We start from the raw sequence: 16,951 nt of genomic DNA, 5'->3' as shown, positions 1-16,951 counted from the left end.
GCACCGCCCGCGCTCTCACCAGGGTTGCGATCACGCAGATTCTCGGGCCGTCCGTCAGCGACCCCCACGCCGAGGCGTCCAGGTGACGCGACAGGTGTGCGACATTTCGGCGTTGCGCGTGCCTGCGCCGGACCGGGCAGACTGGGATGACCACAACCCCACCTGAACAGGAGCCACACCGTGCCCTCAGTCGACCGGGACGTCGCCATCGTCGGAGCCGGGCCCTCGGGTCTCGCCGCCGCCACCGCGCTGCGGAAGGCCGGCCTCAACGTGGCCGTCCTGGAGGCACGCGACCGGGTGGGTGGCCGGACCTGGACCAAGGAGATCGACGGCGCCGTGCTCGAGCTGGGCGGCCAGTGGGTCTCGCCCGACCAGACGGCCCTGATCGACCTGCTCGACGAGTTGGGGCTCGAGACGTTCGACCGGTACCGCGAGGGCGAGTCCGTCTACGTCGACACCGCGGGTGTCGCCACGCGCTACACCGGCGAGGACTTCCCCGTCGCCGAGTCGACGGTGAAGGAGATCGACCGTCTCATCGCGATGCTCGACAAACTCGCCGCGGAGATCGGGCCCGAGGAGCCCTGGGCGCACCCGCTGGCACGCGAGCTCGACACGGTGTCCTTCGAGGGATGGCTCGCGCAGCAGTCCGACGACGCCGAAGCCACCGCGAACATCGGCATGTTCATCGCGGGCGGGATGCTCACCAAGCCCGCCCATGCATTCTCTGCGCTGCAGGCCGTGCTCATGGCCGCGTCGGCAGGCTCGTTCTCGAACCTCGTCGACGACAGCTTCATTCTCGACAAGCGCGTCGTGCAGGGCATGCAGCAGGTGTCGGTCGCCATGGCCGAGCGCCTCGGTGACGACGTGCACCTGAACGCGCCGGTGCGGACGATCCGCTGGACCGACGACGGCGTCACCGTTCTCGCGGACGGGGAGCTCGAGGTGACGGCGCGCCGGGTGATCGTCGCCGTGCCGCCGAATCTGTACACGCGGATCTCGTACGACCCGCCCCTCCCTCGCCGTCAGCACCAGATGCATCAGCACCAGTCCCTCGGTCTCGTCATCAAGGTGCATGCGGTGTACGACAGTCCGTTCTGGCGGGAGGAAGGGTTGTCGGGCACCGGTTTCGGCGCCACCCAGATCGCCCAGGAGGTGTACGACAACACCAACCACGAGGACTCCCGTGGCACCCTCGTCGCCTTCGTCTCCGACGAGAAGGCGGACGCGATGTTCGAACTCGGCGCCGCGGAGCGCAAGCGCACGATCCTCGAGTCGATCGCCACGTATCTCGGACCGAAGGCGCTCGATCCGGTCGTCTACTACGAGTCCGACTGGGGCACCGAGGAATGGACGCGCGGCGCGTACGCGGCCAGCTTCGATCTCGGCGGTCTGCACCGCTACGGACGCGACGTCCGCACCCCGGTCGGCCCGATCCACTTCTCCTGCTCCGACATCGCGGCCGAGGGGTATCAGCACGTCGACGGAGCCGTGCGCATGGGCCACCGCACCGCCGAGGTGATCGCGAGCGCGCTTCGAGGCTGACCGTCAGGTCCCGCGTGCGATGAGGGCGAGCAGCAGCTCGGCGCGCACGCGGGCATCGTCGAGGGAGCACGGCACCGTCGCCTCGATGCGCGAGACCCTGCTGCGCAACGTGTGTCGATGCACCCCGAGGGCCGAGGCCGCCGACTCCCAGTGGCCGTTCGCCTCGAGGAACGCACGCAGGGACGCCACCAGGTCGGTCCCGTTGGCGGCGTCGTACTTCTCGAGGGGCGCGATGGTCGCGTCACCGACGGTCGCGAGGGCCTGACGCGTCGAGGCGTGCGCCAGCAGGACGCCGCCCACCAACGAGCCGAACTCCACGGGATCGGCGCCGGCCGCGGCGGACGACGCCGCCAGCCGACTCTCCTCCACCGCCTGCGCGAGCTGCGGAACAGGATGCGGCGCACTGATTCCCACCCGGAGCCGCCGACGTTCCGAGTTCTCCAGACCGGCCATCGTCGATGCCGCGAACGTCGAATCGTCGGTTCCGCGCGTCACCAGGGTCACCCGCGACGACCAGCGCCGAGCGAACAGCTGACGGCCCGCCGCAGCGCTGTGGGTCGCCATCGCGGCCTCGACACGCTGGGCTCGCGAGGGCGTGTCGGCATCGACGGTCACGGCGCGCACGGTGCCATCGGCCCCCGCGGCCAGATCGATCTGCGCCCACACGGGTGCCAGGCCGTCGAGATCGGACAGCACGAGGCTCAGCGCCACGGAGTTGAGCTTGTCCTGCGCCGACTGCACCCGCGCCGGCTTCTCGAAGTCGAGCGCCAGGAGTGACGCCGCGTGGCCCACGAGAATGTGGTCGACGTTCCCCAGCACCGGCCCCACCACCGCCACGTGGCCGTGCGTCGCCGAGCCGATGGCGATGCGCTGCACACTGATCGAGATGCCCGCCGGGGTCACCGAGACCCGGCTGGACACGGTTCCGCGTTCGGCTGCGAGGGTGCGGATCTCGTCCAGCACACCGGAACCGCCACCGCGCGGATGCTGTTCGAGCACCCGTCCGGTGTCGTCGAGGAGCACCACCGCGGACGACGTGGCCGTCGCCAGCTCCCGGACGATCGCGGCGGCGCCCCCGGCGACCACGGCGCGGGTCATCCGCGGCTGCGCACGGGACGCACGCACGACGGCGTCGTACTGCTGCTCCGCCAATCGGTTCATCACGAGAGTCACCACCGCCGCGAACGGCGTGGGCAGGGGGACCTCGAGGACGGGCAGACCCAGCCGATCAGCGGCCTCGACGAGGTCGGACGGCACCTCGGCGAACGACAGGCCCGTGCCGAATCCCACCGCCGCGACACCGGCGTCGTGCAGTCCCTCGAGGTACGCCACCCGCTCCGGTGTCGTCACCGGCAGCCTCAACCCCGTGGTGAGCAGCAGTTCTCCGCCGGAGAGCCACCGGAACGGTTCCGACAGTTCCGTGGTGTGCACGAACGACACCTCGCGGTCCAGCCCGCCCGCGCCGGCTCGCAGTTCGAGGGCGAGCGCCTTCTGCGCCAGAACCCAGCGCACCGACACCGTCACGACGTACCCCTTTCCGGTCGGGAAGCTCCCGACGCAAGGGAACACCCCCGCTACCGCACTGGACAAGTCGGAGTGCCCCACCCCCGGACGATCATCGTTTTGTCCGCTGCCGTTTCGCAGCGTCAGGCGCACACTGATCGAACCACCCAGCCGCCCCGACGGAGAGGTACCTCGTGTCGCACGACGTGCTCCGCAACTACATCGACGGCGAGTTCGTCGCCAGTTCGTCCACCCTGACTCTCGACCTGATCAGTCCGGTCACCGAGGCGATCGTGGGCGTCTCCCCCATCTCCACCGAGGCCGACGTGAACGACGCCGTGGCCGCCGCGGAGCGCGCCTTCGCCACGTGGGGCAAAACGACTCCGAAGACCCGGCAGACCGCCCTGCTGAAGCTCGCCGACGCCCTCGAGGCCCACTCGGACGAGCTCGTCGAGGCGCAGAGCCGCAACACCGGCCAGCTGAAGCAGGTCATCGCCGACGAGGAGGTGACCGTCGGAGCCGACCAGCTGCGGTTCTTCGCGGGTGCAGCCCGGATGCTCGAGGGGAAGTCCGCCGGCGAGTACATGGAGGGTTTCACCTCCTACGTCCGCCGCGAGCCCATCGGTGTCGTCGGCCAGGTGACGCCCTGGAACTACCCACTCATGATGGCCATCTGGAAGATCGGGCCGGCGCTCGCGGCCGGCAACACGATCGTTCTCAAGCCGAGCGACACCACGCCCGAGAGCACTCTGGTGCTCGCGAAGCTGTCCAAGGGGATCCTTCCCGACGGAGTGCTCAACGTGGTGCTCGGTGACGGCGGGACCGGCGCGACACTCGTCGAGCATCGGTCGCTGGGCCTGGTGTCCATCACCGGGTCCGTTCGCGCGGGCATCGAGGTCGCCGTCGCCGCCGCCCGCCAGCTCAAGCGCGCCCATCTCGAGCTCGGCGGCAAGGCTCCGGCCATCGTCTTCGGCGACGTCGACATCGCCTCGGCCGCGAGCGGTATCGCCGAGGCGGCCTTCTTCAACGCCGGTCAGGACTGCACCGCGGCGACCCGCGTGCTGGTACACGAGTCGATTCACGATCAACTCGTCGACGCGCTCGCGGCCAAGGCCCGCGAGCTGACACCGGGCAGCCCGGACGACGCGGACGCGTTCTACGGACCGCTCAACAACAGTCGTCACTACGCGACCGTCACCGACAAGCTCGCGAACCTCCCGGCCTCCGCGACGATCGTCACCGGCGGTAACCGAGTGGGAGACAAGGGCTTCTACCTCGAGCCCACCGTGATCACCGGAGTCGACCAGCGGGACGACATCGTCCAGGAGGAGACGTTCGGACCGGTGCTGACGGTGCAACCGTTCGCCGACGAGGCCGAGGCGATCGAGAAGGCCAACGACGTTCGGTTCGGGCTGGCCTCGAGCATCTGGACCAAGGACCACGGCGTCACCCAACGCGTCAGTGCGGCGCTGGACTTCGGCGCCGTCTGGATCAACTGCCACATCCCACTCGTCGCCGAGATGCCGCACGGCGGCTTCAAGTACTCCGGCTACGGCAAGGACCTCTCGGCCTACGGCGTCGAGGACTACACCCGCCTCAAGCACGTCATGAGCTCCCACGACTGACATTCCCTGCTCTGCGAAGGACTTCACCATGGACATCAGCTACCGCCTTCCTCAGAAGCGCGCTCTCCTCACCGAACTTCCCGGACCGCGTTCACAGGAACTGACGGCCCGACGACGCGCCACCGTCGCCGCCGGCGTCGGTTCCAGCGTTCCCGTCTACGCGGCCGATGCCGATGGCGGCGTGATCGTCGACGTCGACGGCAACTCGATGATCGACCTCGGCGCCGGCATCGCCGTCACCAGCGTCGGCGCCTCCGATCCCGCTGTTGCGGAGGCCGTCCGGGAGCAGGTCGGTCACTTCACGCACACCTGCTTCATGGTCACCCCGTATGAGGGCTACATCGCGGTTGCCGAGCAACTGGCCGCCCTGACGCCCGGTGATCACGAGAAGCGCAGCGTCCTGTTCAATTCCGGCGCGGAAGCCGTCGAGAACGCGATCAAGGTCGCGCGATTGGCGACCGGCCGCGACGCCGTCGTCGCGTTCGACCACGCCTATCACGGCCGTACCAACCTGACGATGGCGCTGACGGCGAAGACCATGCCGTACAAGACGAACTTCGGGCCGTTCGCACCGGAGATCTACCGGATGCCGATGTCGTACCCCTACCGCGATCAGGCCGGCCTGACCGGTGAGCAGGCCGCGCTGGCGTCGATCGACCGCATGGAGAAGCAGATCGGCGCCGACTCGTTGGCCGCCGTCATCATCGAGCCCATCCAGGGCGAGGGTGGATTCATCGTTCCCGCACCCGGCTTCCTGCCGACGCTCCAGGCCTGGGCGCGGGAGAACGGCGTCGTCTTCATCGCCGACGAGGTGCAGACCGGGTTCTGTCGAACCGGATCGTGGTTCGCCAGCGACGACGAGGGCATCGTCCCCGACATCATCACGATGGCGAAGGGCATGGCCGGCGGAATGCCGTTGTCGGCCATCACCGGTCGCGCAGATCTCCTCGACCTCGTCCATGCGGGCGGGCTCGGCGGAACGTACGGAGGCAACCCGGTGGCCTGCGCGGCTGCCCTCGCTGCCATCGAGACCATGACCGCTCTCGACCTGTCCGGACGCGCCCGTCACATCGAGTCCCTCGCCATGCCGCGCCTACGCGCCCTCGCCGAGGAGACCTCGGTGATCGGCGACGTCCGCGGACGCGGTGCGATGCTCGCCATCGAGCTCGTCCAGCCGGGCACCGACACCCCGGATCCCGTCATCACCAAGGCCATCGCGGCGCATGCTCTCGCGGAGGGCGTCGTACTGCTCACCTGCGGGACGTACGGCAACGTCATCCGGTTGCTGCCTCCCCTCGTGATCAGCGACGAGCTTCTCGACGACGCGATGACGGTGCTGGAGAACACGGTTCGAACGCTGGCGGCACAGTGACCGACTCTGCTTCCCTGCTCGCCTCCGTCCCCACCGGTCTGTGGATCGACGGCGCGTTCGTCGACGCCGCGGACGGCGACACGTTCGCGGTGCACGATCCCGCCACCGGTGACGTGCTGGCCCGCGTCGCCGATGCCGGTGAGAAGGACGCACTGCGGGCGCTCGACAGCGCCGTCGCCGTGCAGGACGAGTGGGCGGCGACCGCACCTCGGACACGGTCGACCATCCTGCGCGCAGCGTGGGAAGCGGTGATCGAGCGCACGGAGGATCTCGCGCTCCTCATGACTCTCGAGATGGGCAAGGCCCTCCCCGAGAGCCGCGGCGAGGTGACGTACGGCGCCGAGTTCCTCCGCTGGTTCAGCGAGGAGGCGGTGCGCATCCAGGGCCGCTACACGCAATCTCCGTCCGGCGCGGGCCGCATCCTCGTCACGAAGGTTCCGGTGGGTCCCGTTCTCGCGGTGACTCCGTGGAACTTCCCGCTGGCCATGGGAACCCGCAAGATCGGCCCCGCCCTGGCGGCCGGGTGCACGGTACTGGTAAAGCCGGCCGAGGACACGCCGCTGACGATGCTGCTGCTCGCCGAGATCATGGCGGGCGCCGGGGTGCCGGCCGGGGTCCTGTCGGTACTTCCCGCGTCGAACGCTCCCGCGGTCACCGAGCCCCTGCTCGCCGACGAGCGACTCCGCAAGGTCACCTTCACCGGTTCCACGCGGGTGGGCAAGATCCTCATCGAGCAGTCGGCGCGCAACGTTCTGCGAACGTCGATGGAACTCGGTGGTAACGCACCGTTCGTAGTCTTCGACGATGCCGACATCGATGCCGCCGTCGACGGCGCCATGGCGGCGAAGATGCGCAACGGCGGAGAGGCCTGCACGGCTGCCAACCGCCTCATCGTCGCCGAGAGCGTCCGCGAGGAGTTCACGGAGAAGCTCACCGCACGGATCGCGGCGCTCACCGTCGGGCCCGGCTCGAGCGACGGGACGAACGTGGGGCCGCTGGTGAACGAGAAGCAGCGCACCAACGTCCGATCCCTCGTCGACGATGCGGTCGCCGCCGGCGCCCGCGTGCGCACGGGTGGTCACGTCATCGACGGCCCGGGCTGGTTCTTCGAACCCACCGTGCTCGACGAGGTTCCGCCGTCCGCACGCATCGTGCGCGAGGAGATCTTCGGACCCGTCGCGGCCATCACGAGTTTCGTGGACGAGCAGGACGCCGTCGATGCCGCCAACGACACAGAGTTCGGACTCGCCGCATACATCTACACCCGTGATCTCGATCGGGCACTACGTGTCTCGGACAGGATCGCGAGCGGCATGGTCGGTGTGAACCGGGGCGTCGTGTCCGATGTCGCAGCCCCGTTCGGCGGAGTCAAGCAGTCCGGTCTCGGTAGTGAGGGTGGCACCGAGGGCATCGACGAGTACCTCGACACGAAGTACGTGGCTTTCCAGTAGGTCCGGTTCCACCGAAGCTTCCCGAAGGGACGCACCATGCGGTTGATCGTCGGTTATCTCGCCACTCCCACAGGAGAGGACGGGCTCGTCCTGGGTGTGCAGCTGGCCCGCAGTCTGGGTGCGGCGTTGGACATCTGCATGGTGGTGCCGCCCGACCGCGCCGTCCCGGCCGAGGCCAGGTTCGCCGAACTGCTCGCCCAGCGCGGCCGGGCGTGGCTCGACCAGGCAGCCGCGTCGGTGCCCGACGACATCGAGACCGCGGTGCATCTGAGCTTCTCGGAGTCGTTCTCGTCCGGCCTCATGGACGAGGCGGCGCGGCTCGGGTCGGACGCCATCGTCGTCGGTGGCGCCAAGGACGGCCTGCTCGGACGCCACACTCTGGGCACCGTGTCGACCGAGCTGCTGCACTCCGCCCCGATCCCGTTGGCCCTGGCGCCGTTCGGGTATCGCACGTCGACAGCCGACCGGATCCGCGAGGTGACGTGTGCCATGGGCACCCGCACGGGCGCCGACCTCGTGCTACGCACCGCGGTCCGGTCGTGCGAGCGGATGCACACGTCGCTGCGACTGCTCTCGCTCGTTCCGCTCGACGACACCTCCGACATCGAGTCCCTGCGCGACCCGGACCGAGAGGCACGCGCCATCGACCACGCACAGCAGATGCTCGACGCCGCCCGGTCCGGTCTGCCCGATAGTCTGACGGTGACGTCCTCGGTTGCCGACGGCTCGACGGTCGAGGCCGCGGTGTCCGGTCTGACGTGGGAGGACGGCGACGTGGTCGTCGTCGGGTCCAGCCGACTCGCACAACCGCGCCGCCTGTTCCTCGGCTCGACCGCGTCGAAGATGTTGCGGGCACTGCCCGTTCCCATGGTGGTGGTGCCCAGCACCGAGTTCCGTTCCGACATGCCCAGCAGCACCGATCCGACGGAGGCTTCCCGATGAGCAGTGAACTCACGTCGTCCAAGGGACTGGCCATCGGACGGATCGGCACGTTGTCCGGCGCCGTTCTCGGCATCTCGTCCGTCGCACCCGGATACACGCTCACCGCCAGCATCGGGTTGATCGTCGCCGCGGTGGGCCTGAAGATGCCGGCCATCTTCATCGCCGGGTTCATCCCCATGTTCCTCACCGCCTACGCGTACCGGGAGTTGAACTCCGACTCTCCCGACTGCGGCGCCTCGTTCACCTGGTCCACCAAGGCCTTCGGGCCCTACGTGGGCTGGATGTGCGGCTGGGGCATGGTCATCGCGACCATCATCGTGCTCTCCAACCTCGCGGCCATCGCCGTGCAGTTCTTCTACCTGTTCATCGCGAAGCTGTTCGACACTCCCTCCATCGCCGACCTGCCGGGCAACAAACTGGTCAACGTCGGTACGACGGTCGTGTTCATCGCTCTCGCCACGTGGGTGGCCAGCCGGGGGATCACGACGAGCGAGAAGCTCCAGTTCGCGCTCGTCGGCTTCCAGATGGTGCTGTTGATCGCGTTCGCCGTCGTCGCGCTGGTCCACGTCGGCGCGGGGGACGCACCGGCCGGGTTGTCGTTCGACGTCGGCTGGTTCGATCCGTTCAGCGGACTCACCATGGGCGCCTTCGTCATCGGCGTCACCGGCTCGATCTTCGCGTTCTGGGGATGGGACACGTGCCTGACGCTGGGCGAGGAGTCCAAGAACCCCACGAAGACACCGGGGCGCGCGGGGCTGCTGTGCGTCGCGACCATCCTGCTGACCTACCTGCTCGTCGCGGTCGCGGCGATGATGTACGCCGGTGTCGGCGAGGAGGGCCTGGGGCTCGGCAATCCCGACAACGCGGAGAACGTCTTCGGTGCCCTGGCCGATCCGGTACTCGGCAGCTGGGGCGGCATGCTGCTCTACCTCGCGGTCTTCGTCTCCTCGATCGCCAGCCTGCAGACCACGTTCCTGCCGGCGGCGCGGACGTCGCTCGCGATGGCGGCTTACGGCGCCTTCCCCAAGAAGCTCGCCGAGGTGAGCCCGCGGTTCCTCGTCCCCTCCGCCGCCACCGTCGCGGCCGGTGTGATCACGGCGGTCTTCTACACGGCGGTGACCTTCCTGTCGGAGAACACCCTGATCGACACCATCGCGGCACTGGGCATCATGATCTGCTGGTACTACGGCATCACCGCGTTCGCCTGCGTGTGGCACTTCCGCCGAACCCTGTTCGCCAGCGTTCGGAACACGGTGTTCCGGTTGATCTTCCCGTTGCTCGGTGGCCTGGTCCTGTTGGCGGTGTTCGTCGTCTCGGTCGAGGAGAGCATGGACCCGGAGAACGGCAGCGGCGCCGAGATCGGCGGCATCGGACTGGTGTTCTTCCTGGGCTTCGGCATCCTCATCGTGGGTGCGGTTCTCATGATGGTCATGCGCTTCGTGACGCCGGCGTTCTTCCGCGGCGAGACGCTCACCGTCGACACCGAGGCTCTGAAAGACGAAGCCGACCTGGTGGGGTGAGAGGCTCGTCAGCTGAGAGGCGAGCGTGCCTGCAGCCCCGCGACGAGCACTGCGAGCCCGAACTCGAACGCCGCGTCCGCGCGGCCGGCGCCCGAGGTCTCCAGCGCCGCGCGCATGGCGTCGTTCGCTTCGTCGGCCGAGGCCCAGACCTGTTCGGGCGCTGCGAGATCGAGCGCTGACCCCAGGACGAAACTGTCGACGGCGGTGATCGCGTGCAGCACCTCGGCGGGCGCGTAGCCGCCGTCGGACAGGGCCGTCGCCAACGCGTTGTACATGTCGAACGCCACGGCGGAGCTTACCGTGTGCGCCGTGAACAGCGGGATGGCGCGCGGATGTCGGGCGTAGTGGCGGCGGTACTCCTGCGCGATGCGGGAGACCGCCTCACTCCAGTCGCGGGAGTCGGCCGGGATCTCGATGCCCGCCATCATGCGCGTACGCATCAATTCCACGATCTCGGCCCGCCCCGCCACGTGGTTGTACAACGACGACGGCCGCACCGCCAGCCGCTCGGCGAGTCCCGGCATCGTGAAGTCGCCGTGCCGATCGACCAGCGCGAGCGCGGCATCGGTGATCAGGTCGGTGGACAGCAACCGTGTCGACGGACGCGGCATCGCCGGCTCCTTCCTCTTGCGTTCGGGCCGTCGTCACACCATACTTAACGAATCACATTCGTTTTACGGACGAGGACACCCGATGCTGACCATCACCGCCACCACCCCGCCGCCGTCGCCCGCCCGCACGCGCGAGCCCGGCCGCCCACCGGTACGAGTGGCGCTGGTGCAGCATCGGTGGCACGAGGATCCGAGCGTGTTGCGCGCCGAACTGGAGGACGGGATCGCCACTGCGGCAGGGGAAGGCGCTCGCATCGTCTTCCTCCCGGAGCTGACCCTCAGCCGCTACCCGGCGTTCGTGCCGGGCGGCGAGAACCCGGGCCGCAGCGCGGAGGACCTGGCCACCGGGCCGACGGTCACCTTCGCCGCCGAGGCCGCCGCGCGTCACGGCATCGTCGTGCACGCGTCGTTGTACGAACGCGACGACGCCGTCGGCGACGGCCTCGGGTACAACACCGCCGTCTTGGTCTCGCCCGCCGGCGAGGTGACGGCCCGGACTCGGAAACTGCACATTCCCGTCACCGCCGGCTACCACGAGGACACGTACTTCCGCCCCGGACCTGCCGACGACCCGTACCCCGTGCACCGTGCGGCGGACCTCGCACTGGGAATGCCGACGTGCTGGGACGAGTGGTTCCCCGAGGTCGCGCGGGCCTACTCGGTGGCCGGCGCGGAGGTCCTGGTCTATCCGACGGCCATCGGCTCGGAGCCGGATCATCCCGACTTCGACACCCAACCTCTCTGGCAGCAGGTCATCGTCGGCAACGGCATCGCGAACGGCACGTTCATGGTGGTACCCAACCGCCACGGTGACGAGGGCGCCATCACGTTCTACGGTTCCTCGTTCATCTCCGACCCGTACGGCCGCGTTCTCGTGTCGGCTCCCCGCGACCGCTCGGCCGTCCTGGTCGCCGATCTCGACCTCGACCAGCGTGGCGACTGGCTGACGCTGTTCCCGTTCCTCGACACCCGACGTCCGGACACGTACGGCACCCTCACCCGGCCCGTGGCGGGTACCCGGTGACGTGGCGCATGCCCGCCGAGGGCGAACCGCACGAGCGCACCTGGATGGCGTTCCCAAGCCCCGGTTACTCGCTCGGTGACACCGAGGAGGAGCGCCACGAGGCTCGCACGACGTGGGCCGCCGTCGCCCGCGCAGTGGCCGAGTTCGAGCCGGTGACCGTCGTGGTGGATCTCCGTGAGGCCCGCGTCGCCGCGGAGTACCTGGGATCGGGCATCACGATCCTCGAGGCACCTCTCGACGACGCGTGGATGCGCGACATCGGGCCGACCTTCGTGGTCTCGGACGACGGAACCGTCGGCGCGGTGGACTGGGTCTTCAACGGGTGGGGCGCGCAGGAGTGGGCGACGTGGGAGAACGACGCCCGGATCGGTGCACTGGTGGCGCGGGCGGCCGGCGTTCCCGTCGTCGCGTCCGACATGGTCAACGAGGGCGGCGGCATCCAGGTCGACGGCGCCGGAACCGTCCTCCTCACCGACACGGTGCAGCTCGACAGCGGACGCAACCCCACCTGGTCGAAGCAGGACGTCGAGGCGGAGCTGTCCCGCACTCTCGGTGTCGATCGCGCGATCTGGTTGCCGCGCGGCCTGACTCGGGACTCCGAGACCTACGGCACCCGCGGCCACGTGGACATCGTCGCCGCGATGCCGACGCCGGGCGTCGCCCTCGTGCACGATCAGCGCGACCCCGCGCATCCGGACCACGAGATCAGCCGCGACGTCATGGATCTCCTCACCCGGGAGGGACTCCGTGTCGTTCCGGTTCCCGCACCGACCGTGCTGCGGGACGACGAGGGCGTCGTCGACTACAGCTACATCAACCACTACGTGGTCAACGGCGGGGTCATCGCCTGCAGCTTCGACGATCCGAACGACGACGAGGCGGTGCGCATCCTGTCCGAGGCCTATCCCGGCCGACGCGTCGTGAGCGTCGACGCCCGGCCGCTGTTCGCCCGGGGCGGCGGCATCCACTGCATCACTCAACATCAGCCGGCGCCTGTCGTACCCCTCCCCTAGCGTGACGCCACCGACAACGGGGGGACGGACATGGGCGGACATCGCCGGGGGCAGCGCAGACGCAGCGAGCAGAGGACGGTGCGCGAGGTCGCCGCACTCGTCGCGGAGCCGGGGTCGCAGTACGGCAGCGGCTGGAACGCGGAGCCGTACAGGTTCTGCGACTGCGACGACGAGGAGTGCGTCGGCGGCGCCGTCTACTGCGAGAACAGGGTCTACGCGCACGAGGAGCTTGGCCGCGTTCTCGGCCGACCGGACCGGCAGCGCGGCGCCTCGTAGGGTGGCAGGCATGACCACGCGCCCCGCCCCTGCGACCGTGCCTCGTATCGTCGGGCGGCTCGTCCTCGGCGCGTTCCTGGTGTTCGCCGGACTGAGCCACCTGTTCTGGGCCCGACAGGAGTTCGCCGCGCAGGTACCGACGTGGATGCCGCTCGACACCGATCTCGTGGTGGTCGCATCGGGTGTCGTCGAGGTGGTGCTGGGCCTGGCTCTCGTCGCCCTGACGCGGTACCGGGTGGCGGTGGGGTGGGTCACGGCACTGTTCTTCGTCGCCGTGTTCCCGGGCAACATCTCTCAGTTCGTGACGCACACAGACGCTTTCGGGCTGGACACCGATCGGGCACGAGGTATCCGGCTGCTGTTCCAGCCATTGCTGGTGATCTGGGCTCTGTGGGCCACCGGCGCCTGGTCGGCGTGGCGAGCACGTCGGCGATGACCGGTCAGCCGACGGCCCGCGTCGTCATGCGGTGCACCTCGGCCGAGTAGGCCACCAGGGTCACGAGATCAACGGACACGGGCGCCGACGTCACCGCGCGCACCTGTTCGGCGACCGCGAGCTCCACCGGCCATCCGTACGCACCGCCCGAGATGAGCGGGAACGCGATCGAGGATGCTCCGAGCGAGTGAGCCAGGAGAAGGGAGCGCTCGTACGCTGCGCGCAGGATCGGCGAGCGGTCCTCGCGTGCCGAGTACCGCGGCCCCACCGTGTGGACGACCCACCTCGCCGGCAGACGGCCTGCGGGCGTCGCAACGGCGGCACCCGTGTCGAGTCCGTTCGGGAGGGTCGTCGCACGCAGAAGCTTGCAGGCGTCGAGGATCTCTCGTCCGCCTGCGCGGTGGATGGCGCCGTCCACCCCGCCTCCACCGAGGAGGGTCGAGTTGGCGGCATTGACGATCACGTCCGCGCGCACGGTGGTGATGTCTCCGGTGACCACGTCGATGACACTCATGCTGCTGCTCCTTCTGCGAGGCGACGTCCCAGATCCGCGAGGTCCGCGGCTCGTCGTCCGGGGTACCCGTGCAGGATCGTGGTCCACGCCTCGGGGATCACCGAGGCGCCCCAGCGTGCGCCGAGAAGCCCACCGGCTATGGCCGCGGTGGTGTCGGTGTCGCCGCCCGCGCGGACACACGCCTCCAGCGCCGCTGTCAGCTGGTCCACGTTCTCCTCGGTGGTCGTGATGGCCGACCAGGCCGTCTGGAGCGCGTGCACCACCCACCCGTTCCTGTCGAAGTCCGACGGGCGCCCCTTCTCCGCGGCGTCGAGCAACGGCGCCCAGGTGTCGCGCACCGACGGCTCCGCCGCGTCGAGGTACAGCGAGATGCCGTCGTAGTTGCCGTGCAGGACGGCGTGCCGGATGCCGGCACTCCAGATCTGGCATGCCTCCCCCGCCTGCGGATCACTGTGCGTCAGGGCGCTGATCTGCGCAGCGGCCACCGAGAGCTGAACCGGGTCGTCGAGATACGCCAGCGCCACCGGGGCAGTTCTCATCAGCGAACCGTTGCCGCCTGTCCTGCCGGACAGTCCTGCGGCGACGGCGGTCATCTCGGCAGCCGACCTGCTGCGCCGGGACAGCACCGTTCGCGTCTGGATACCGACGTCCGCCGGGTTCGTGTCGATCCAGGCCACGAAGTTCGCCGCGACGCCGTCGAGTCCCCGGCCCTCCACCAGCGCCTCGGCGATACAGAGGGCCATCGACGTGTCGTCCGTCCACTCGCCGGGCGCCCAGTCGAAGGTGCCGCCGCCGATCATGTCGATCACCGTCTCGGGCGTCGGGTAGCCGAACTCGTATACGGCACCCAGTGCGTCACCGGCTGCGGTGCCGAGCACGACGCCCTCGGCACGGTTCTTCTGTTCGTCGGTCAGCTTCATGTCGTCCCCTTTGCTCGTTTGTGCGCTAACCATAACGCACCACTGCGCTAAGCTGCAACCCATGCCCTCCGATCTGACGTCGTACCCACGACCGTCCGTCGCTGTCGACGTCGCCGTTCTCACCGTCCACGGCGGAACGCTGAACGTGGTGACGGTGGAATCACCCTGGGGAGCTGCACTTCCCGGCACATTCCTGCATCCGGGCGAGACGCTCGCAGATGCGGCGAGGCGCGCGTTGAGCACCAAGGCCGGCATCGACGGCGTCGAGTTCCATCAGATCCGGATGTTCGACGCTCCCGACCGCGACGATCGAGGATGGGTCCTGTCGATGGCACACTGCGCGGAGGCGCCCACCGACTCCCTGCCTTCCGGCACCGATCTCCTGGCCGTCGAGGCGGATCGGCCTGTGGAACCGATGGCCTTCGACCACGCCGACATGGTGTCCGCCGCCGTGGGCGACCTGCGGTCTCGCTACCTCACCCGTCCTGATCCGTCGCACCTGCTGGGAACCACCTTCACGCTGCTCGATCTGCGCACCCTGTACGAGACCGTGTTCGACCGCCCGCTGCGCAAGGACACCTTCCGCCGTCATGTGATCGGGGCGCTAGTCGGTACGGGCGCCACCACGTCGGCTGCGGGCGGACGCCCCGCCGAGCTCTACGAACGCAGGCCCGACGAGACGTTTGCCGGGTCCATCGCCGCGCTGCTCGTGTGAGTCAGTTGGGGGTCGGGCGCCGTGGCGTCGGGATCCACCACGCCAGCGCAGAACCCGCCTGCACCACCACCAACGGCCACACCATCGGGGAGTGCACCAGCGCCACCGCCCACACGAGGGCCACTGCCGTCACGACGACGCGTGCCGAACGTCGGCGTTGCACGATCATCGTCGCGAGCACCCCGTGCCCCACCGCAGCGACGACGAGAATGAACGCCCACGCATCGGCGAGTGAGCCCACGAACATCGCGCCGGGCGACTCGTCCGCACTCGCGAAGGCAGCGAGGGCACTGACGACGACGGCGCCGAATCCCGCGATCGCGGCGACACACGCCACCGCACACTGGGTCGCGAACGCGACGAGCACCGCCAATTATGTTGCGTTGGTGCGACTTCCGATGCCGCTGGAAGGAACGGGCAGAGTGGTCGAGTGCATGGTGAAGGCCTTCCGATCGTCCGCCGTGGCGCGGTACAGCGTTCGACGCCGCAACCACCCGCTCGGTTCCCGGCGCGCATTTCTGCACACAGAACGGTTCCGGATGGTCGGATGTGCCCGTGGGGACACCGTTGTGTGCAGTGGGAGCACGGAACCGCAGGAGCGGAGCGTGCGTCCAACGACGTGTGCGCAGGAACTGTGGGGTACTCGCTGTCGCGGCAGTCGTCGCGTCGCTCACCGGGTGCGGTGGGATGAGCGGCACCGCCGAGCCGGTCGCGATGGAACTCTTCGACCCCTGCACCGTGATACCCGACGAGGCCATCCGGGCGGCGGGGGCAGATCCGGCGACAAAGGACGACAGTGGTCCACTGAATTCCGATCAGTGGCGATACTGCACCTGGACCAGCGCGAGTCACTTCCTCGGCGTGCAGTCGACAACTCGGACCATGGAAGAGATACGCCGTAACGACACCACCGTGAACGCGGACGCTGTGCTGATCGATCAGCGAACTGACGCTATGACCTACCAACTCGACATTGCCTCTGACCGCAACTGCGTTGTGGCGTTCCCATGGGCACGCGGGGTCATCACCGTGCTGATCGACGTCAAGCTGTCCGTGGTCTCGGAGAACGATCCGTGTGCGGCTGCCATTGCATCGGCGACCGCCTTAGCTCCGTACCTACCGAACTGAAAGAAGAGCGCTGTGACTCGCGATCTGATCACCGATGCGCATCAGGCGGAACGATGCGCGCAAGCCTGCTCGCGATTCGTCGAGGGCCTCGACGCACTGTCGTACTCCGTCACACAGAGCACTCTCTCGGGCGGCTTCGGGACTCTGCCCTCCGGACTCGCGTTGGAGCGCAAGTACTCCGACCTCACCCATGGCCCGGAGGGTTCACTGCGCTCCGTGCTCGCGGCCCACATCGCCGCCGTCACCAACCTCCGCGAGGCCTTCCTCGAAGCGGGTCGCGGGTACAAGGAAACGGAGGACGACTCGACGTCCCGCATCGGCAACACCGGCCCTCGCTGACCGACCCGCACTACTTCCAG

The 16,951-nt window shown here is 68.8% G+C and carries 18 protein-coding genes; 13 read left to right on the top strand and 5 right to left on the bottom strand.

The annotated features are described in order from the left end of the window. Nucleotides 1–180: 180 nt before the first annotated feature. Nucleotides 181–1,542, top strand: a complete 1,362-nt coding sequence (locus OHB23_RS09590) for a flavin monoamine oxidase family protein (protein ID WP_328811460.1) — start codon at nucleotides 181–183, stop codon at nucleotides 1,540–1,542. A gap of 3 nt (nucleotides 1,543–1,545) precedes the next feature. Here OHB23_RS09590 and OHB23_RS09585 read toward each other — a convergent pair whose 3' ends face one another. Next, entirely contained in the window at nucleotides 1,546–3,066 is a 1,521-nt protein-coding gene (locus tag OHB23_RS09585; RefSeq protein WP_222645863.1) for a PucR family transcriptional regulator, read from the bottom strand. Nucleotides 3,067–3,239: 173 nt separating this feature from the next. Here OHB23_RS09585 and OHB23_RS09580 point away from each other — a divergent pair, with 173 nt between their 5' ends. The 5 genes from OHB23_RS09580 to OHB23_RS09560 are packed head-to-tail and all read left to right on the top strand — an operon-like array spanning nucleotide 3,240 to nucleotide 9,955. Continuing rightward, entirely contained in the window at nucleotides 3,240–4,670 is a 1,431-nt protein-coding gene (locus OHB23_RS09580) for a gamma-aminobutyraldehyde dehydrogenase (RefSeq protein ID WP_328811458.1), read from the top strand. A 28-nt stretch (nucleotides 4,671–4,698) separates the two neighbouring features. Further along, nucleotides 4,699–6,042 carry a 4-aminobutyrate--2-oxoglutarate transaminase gene (gabT, locus tag OHB23_RS09575; protein WP_328811457.1) on the top strand — a complete coding sequence of 448 codons (1,344 nt, stop codon included), beginning with the start codon at nucleotides 4,699–4,701 and terminating at the stop codon, nucleotides 6,040–6,042. Next, nucleotides 6,039–7,493: an NAD-dependent succinate-semialdehyde dehydrogenase gene (locus OHB23_RS09570; protein WP_328811456.1), complete on the top strand. Its 1,455-nt coding sequence runs from the start codon at nucleotides 6,039–6,041 to the stop codon at nucleotides 7,491–7,493. Before gabT ends, OHB23_RS09570 begins: the two co-directional genes overlap by 4 nt. A 36-nt stretch (nucleotides 7,494–7,529) precedes the next feature. Beyond that, the gene (locus OHB23_RS09565; RefSeq protein WP_328811455.1) at nucleotides 7,530–8,435 is read left to right on the top strand and encodes a universal stress protein; all 906 of its coding nucleotides are present in this window, start codon (nucleotides 7,530–7,532) and stop codon (nucleotides 8,433–8,435) included. Then, entirely contained in the window at nucleotides 8,432–9,955 is a 1,524-nt protein-coding gene (locus OHB23_RS09560; protein WP_328811454.1) for an APC family permease, read from the top strand. The genes OHB23_RS09565 and OHB23_RS09560 overlap by 4 nt, the downstream gene beginning before the upstream one ends. Before the next feature lie 8 nt (nucleotides 9,956–9,963). Here the strand turns inward: OHB23_RS09560 and OHB23_RS09555 are convergent, their stop codons facing one another. After that, nucleotides 9,964–10,566 carry a TetR/AcrR family transcriptional regulator C-terminal domain-containing protein gene (locus tag OHB23_RS09555; RefSeq protein ID WP_328811453.1) on the bottom strand — a complete coding sequence of 201 codons (603 nt, stop codon included), beginning with the start codon at nucleotides 10,564–10,566 and terminating at the stop codon, nucleotides 9,964–9,966. Nucleotides 10,567–10,648: 82 nt separating this feature from the next. Between OHB23_RS09555 and OHB23_RS09550 the strand changes: the two genes are divergently transcribed. Genes OHB23_RS09550 through OHB23_RS09535 form a run of 4 tightly spaced genes read left to right on the top strand, consistent with a single transcriptional unit; the run spans nucleotide 10,649 to nucleotide 13,315 of the window. Beyond that, nucleotides 10,649–11,590, top strand: a complete 942-nt coding sequence (locus OHB23_RS09550) for a nitrilase-related carbon-nitrogen hydrolase (protein WP_328811452.1) — start codon at nucleotides 10,649–10,651, stop codon at nucleotides 11,588–11,590. Next, entirely contained in the window at nucleotides 11,587–12,603 is a 1,017-nt protein-coding gene (locus OHB23_RS09545; RefSeq protein ID WP_328811451.1) for an agmatine deiminase family protein, read from the top strand. Before OHB23_RS09550 ends, OHB23_RS09545 begins: the two co-directional genes overlap by 4 nt. A gap of 30 nt (nucleotides 12,604–12,633) precedes the next feature. Further along, nucleotides 12,634–12,879, top strand: coding sequence for a hypothetical protein (locus OHB23_RS09540; protein WP_328811450.1), 246 nt, complete (start codon nucleotides 12,634–12,636; stop codon nucleotides 12,877–12,879). A gap of 10 nt (nucleotides 12,880–12,889) precedes the next feature. Then, entirely contained in the window at nucleotides 12,890–13,315 is a 426-nt protein-coding gene (locus tag OHB23_RS09535; protein ID WP_056448542.1) for a DoxX family protein, read from the top strand. A 4-nt stretch (nucleotides 13,316–13,319) separates the two neighbouring features. Here the strand turns inward: OHB23_RS09535 and OHB23_RS09530 are convergent, their stop codons facing one another. Further along, entirely contained in the window at nucleotides 13,320–13,829 is a 510-nt protein-coding gene (locus OHB23_RS09530) for an O-acetyl-ADP-ribose deacetylase (RefSeq protein ID WP_328811449.1), read from the bottom strand. Continuing rightward, entirely contained in the window at nucleotides 13,826–14,749 is a 924-nt protein-coding gene (locus tag OHB23_RS09525; RefSeq protein ID WP_328811448.1) for an ADP-ribosylglycohydrolase family protein, read from the bottom strand. The genes OHB23_RS09530 and OHB23_RS09525 overlap by 4 nt, the downstream gene beginning before the upstream one ends. A 61-nt stretch (nucleotides 14,750–14,810) precedes the next feature. Here OHB23_RS09525 and OHB23_RS09520 point away from each other — a divergent pair, with 61 nt between their 5' ends. Continuing rightward, entirely contained in the window at nucleotides 14,811–15,464 is a 654-nt protein-coding gene (locus tag OHB23_RS09520) for an NUDIX hydrolase (protein WP_328811447.1), read from the top strand. Between the two features lies 1 nt (nucleotide 15,465). Here OHB23_RS09520 and OHB23_RS09515 read toward each other — a convergent pair whose 3' ends face one another. Continuing rightward, nucleotides 15,466–15,831, bottom strand: coding sequence for a hypothetical protein (locus tag OHB23_RS09515; RefSeq protein WP_328811446.1), 366 nt, complete (start codon nucleotides 15,829–15,831; stop codon nucleotides 15,466–15,468). A 320-nt stretch (nucleotides 15,832–16,151) separates the two neighbouring features. Between OHB23_RS09515 and OHB23_RS09510 the strand changes: the two genes are divergently transcribed. Together OHB23_RS09510 and OHB23_RS09505 are read left to right on the top strand one after the other, a co-directional pair. Further along, on the top strand, nucleotides 16,152–16,592 hold the full coding sequence (locus tag OHB23_RS09510; RefSeq protein ID WP_328811445.1) for a DUF3558 family protein: 441 nt from the start codon (nucleotides 16,152–16,154) through the stop codon (nucleotides 16,590–16,592). Nucleotides 16,593–16,604: 12 nt separating this feature from the next. After that, on the top strand, nucleotides 16,605–16,931 hold the full coding sequence (locus tag OHB23_RS09505) for a hypothetical protein (RefSeq protein ID WP_328811444.1): 327 nt from the start codon (nucleotides 16,605–16,607) through the stop codon (nucleotides 16,929–16,931). The last annotated feature ends 20 nt before the right edge of the window (nucleotides 16,932–16,951 follow it).

The sequence above is a fragment of the Rhodococcus sp. NBC_00294 genome, assembly GCF_036163995.1.
Taxonomy (GTDB): Bacteria; Actinomycetota; Actinomycetes; order Mycobacteriales; family Mycobacteriaceae; genus Rhodococcoides.
This window is presented reverse-complemented; position numbering and strand designations above follow the sequence as displayed.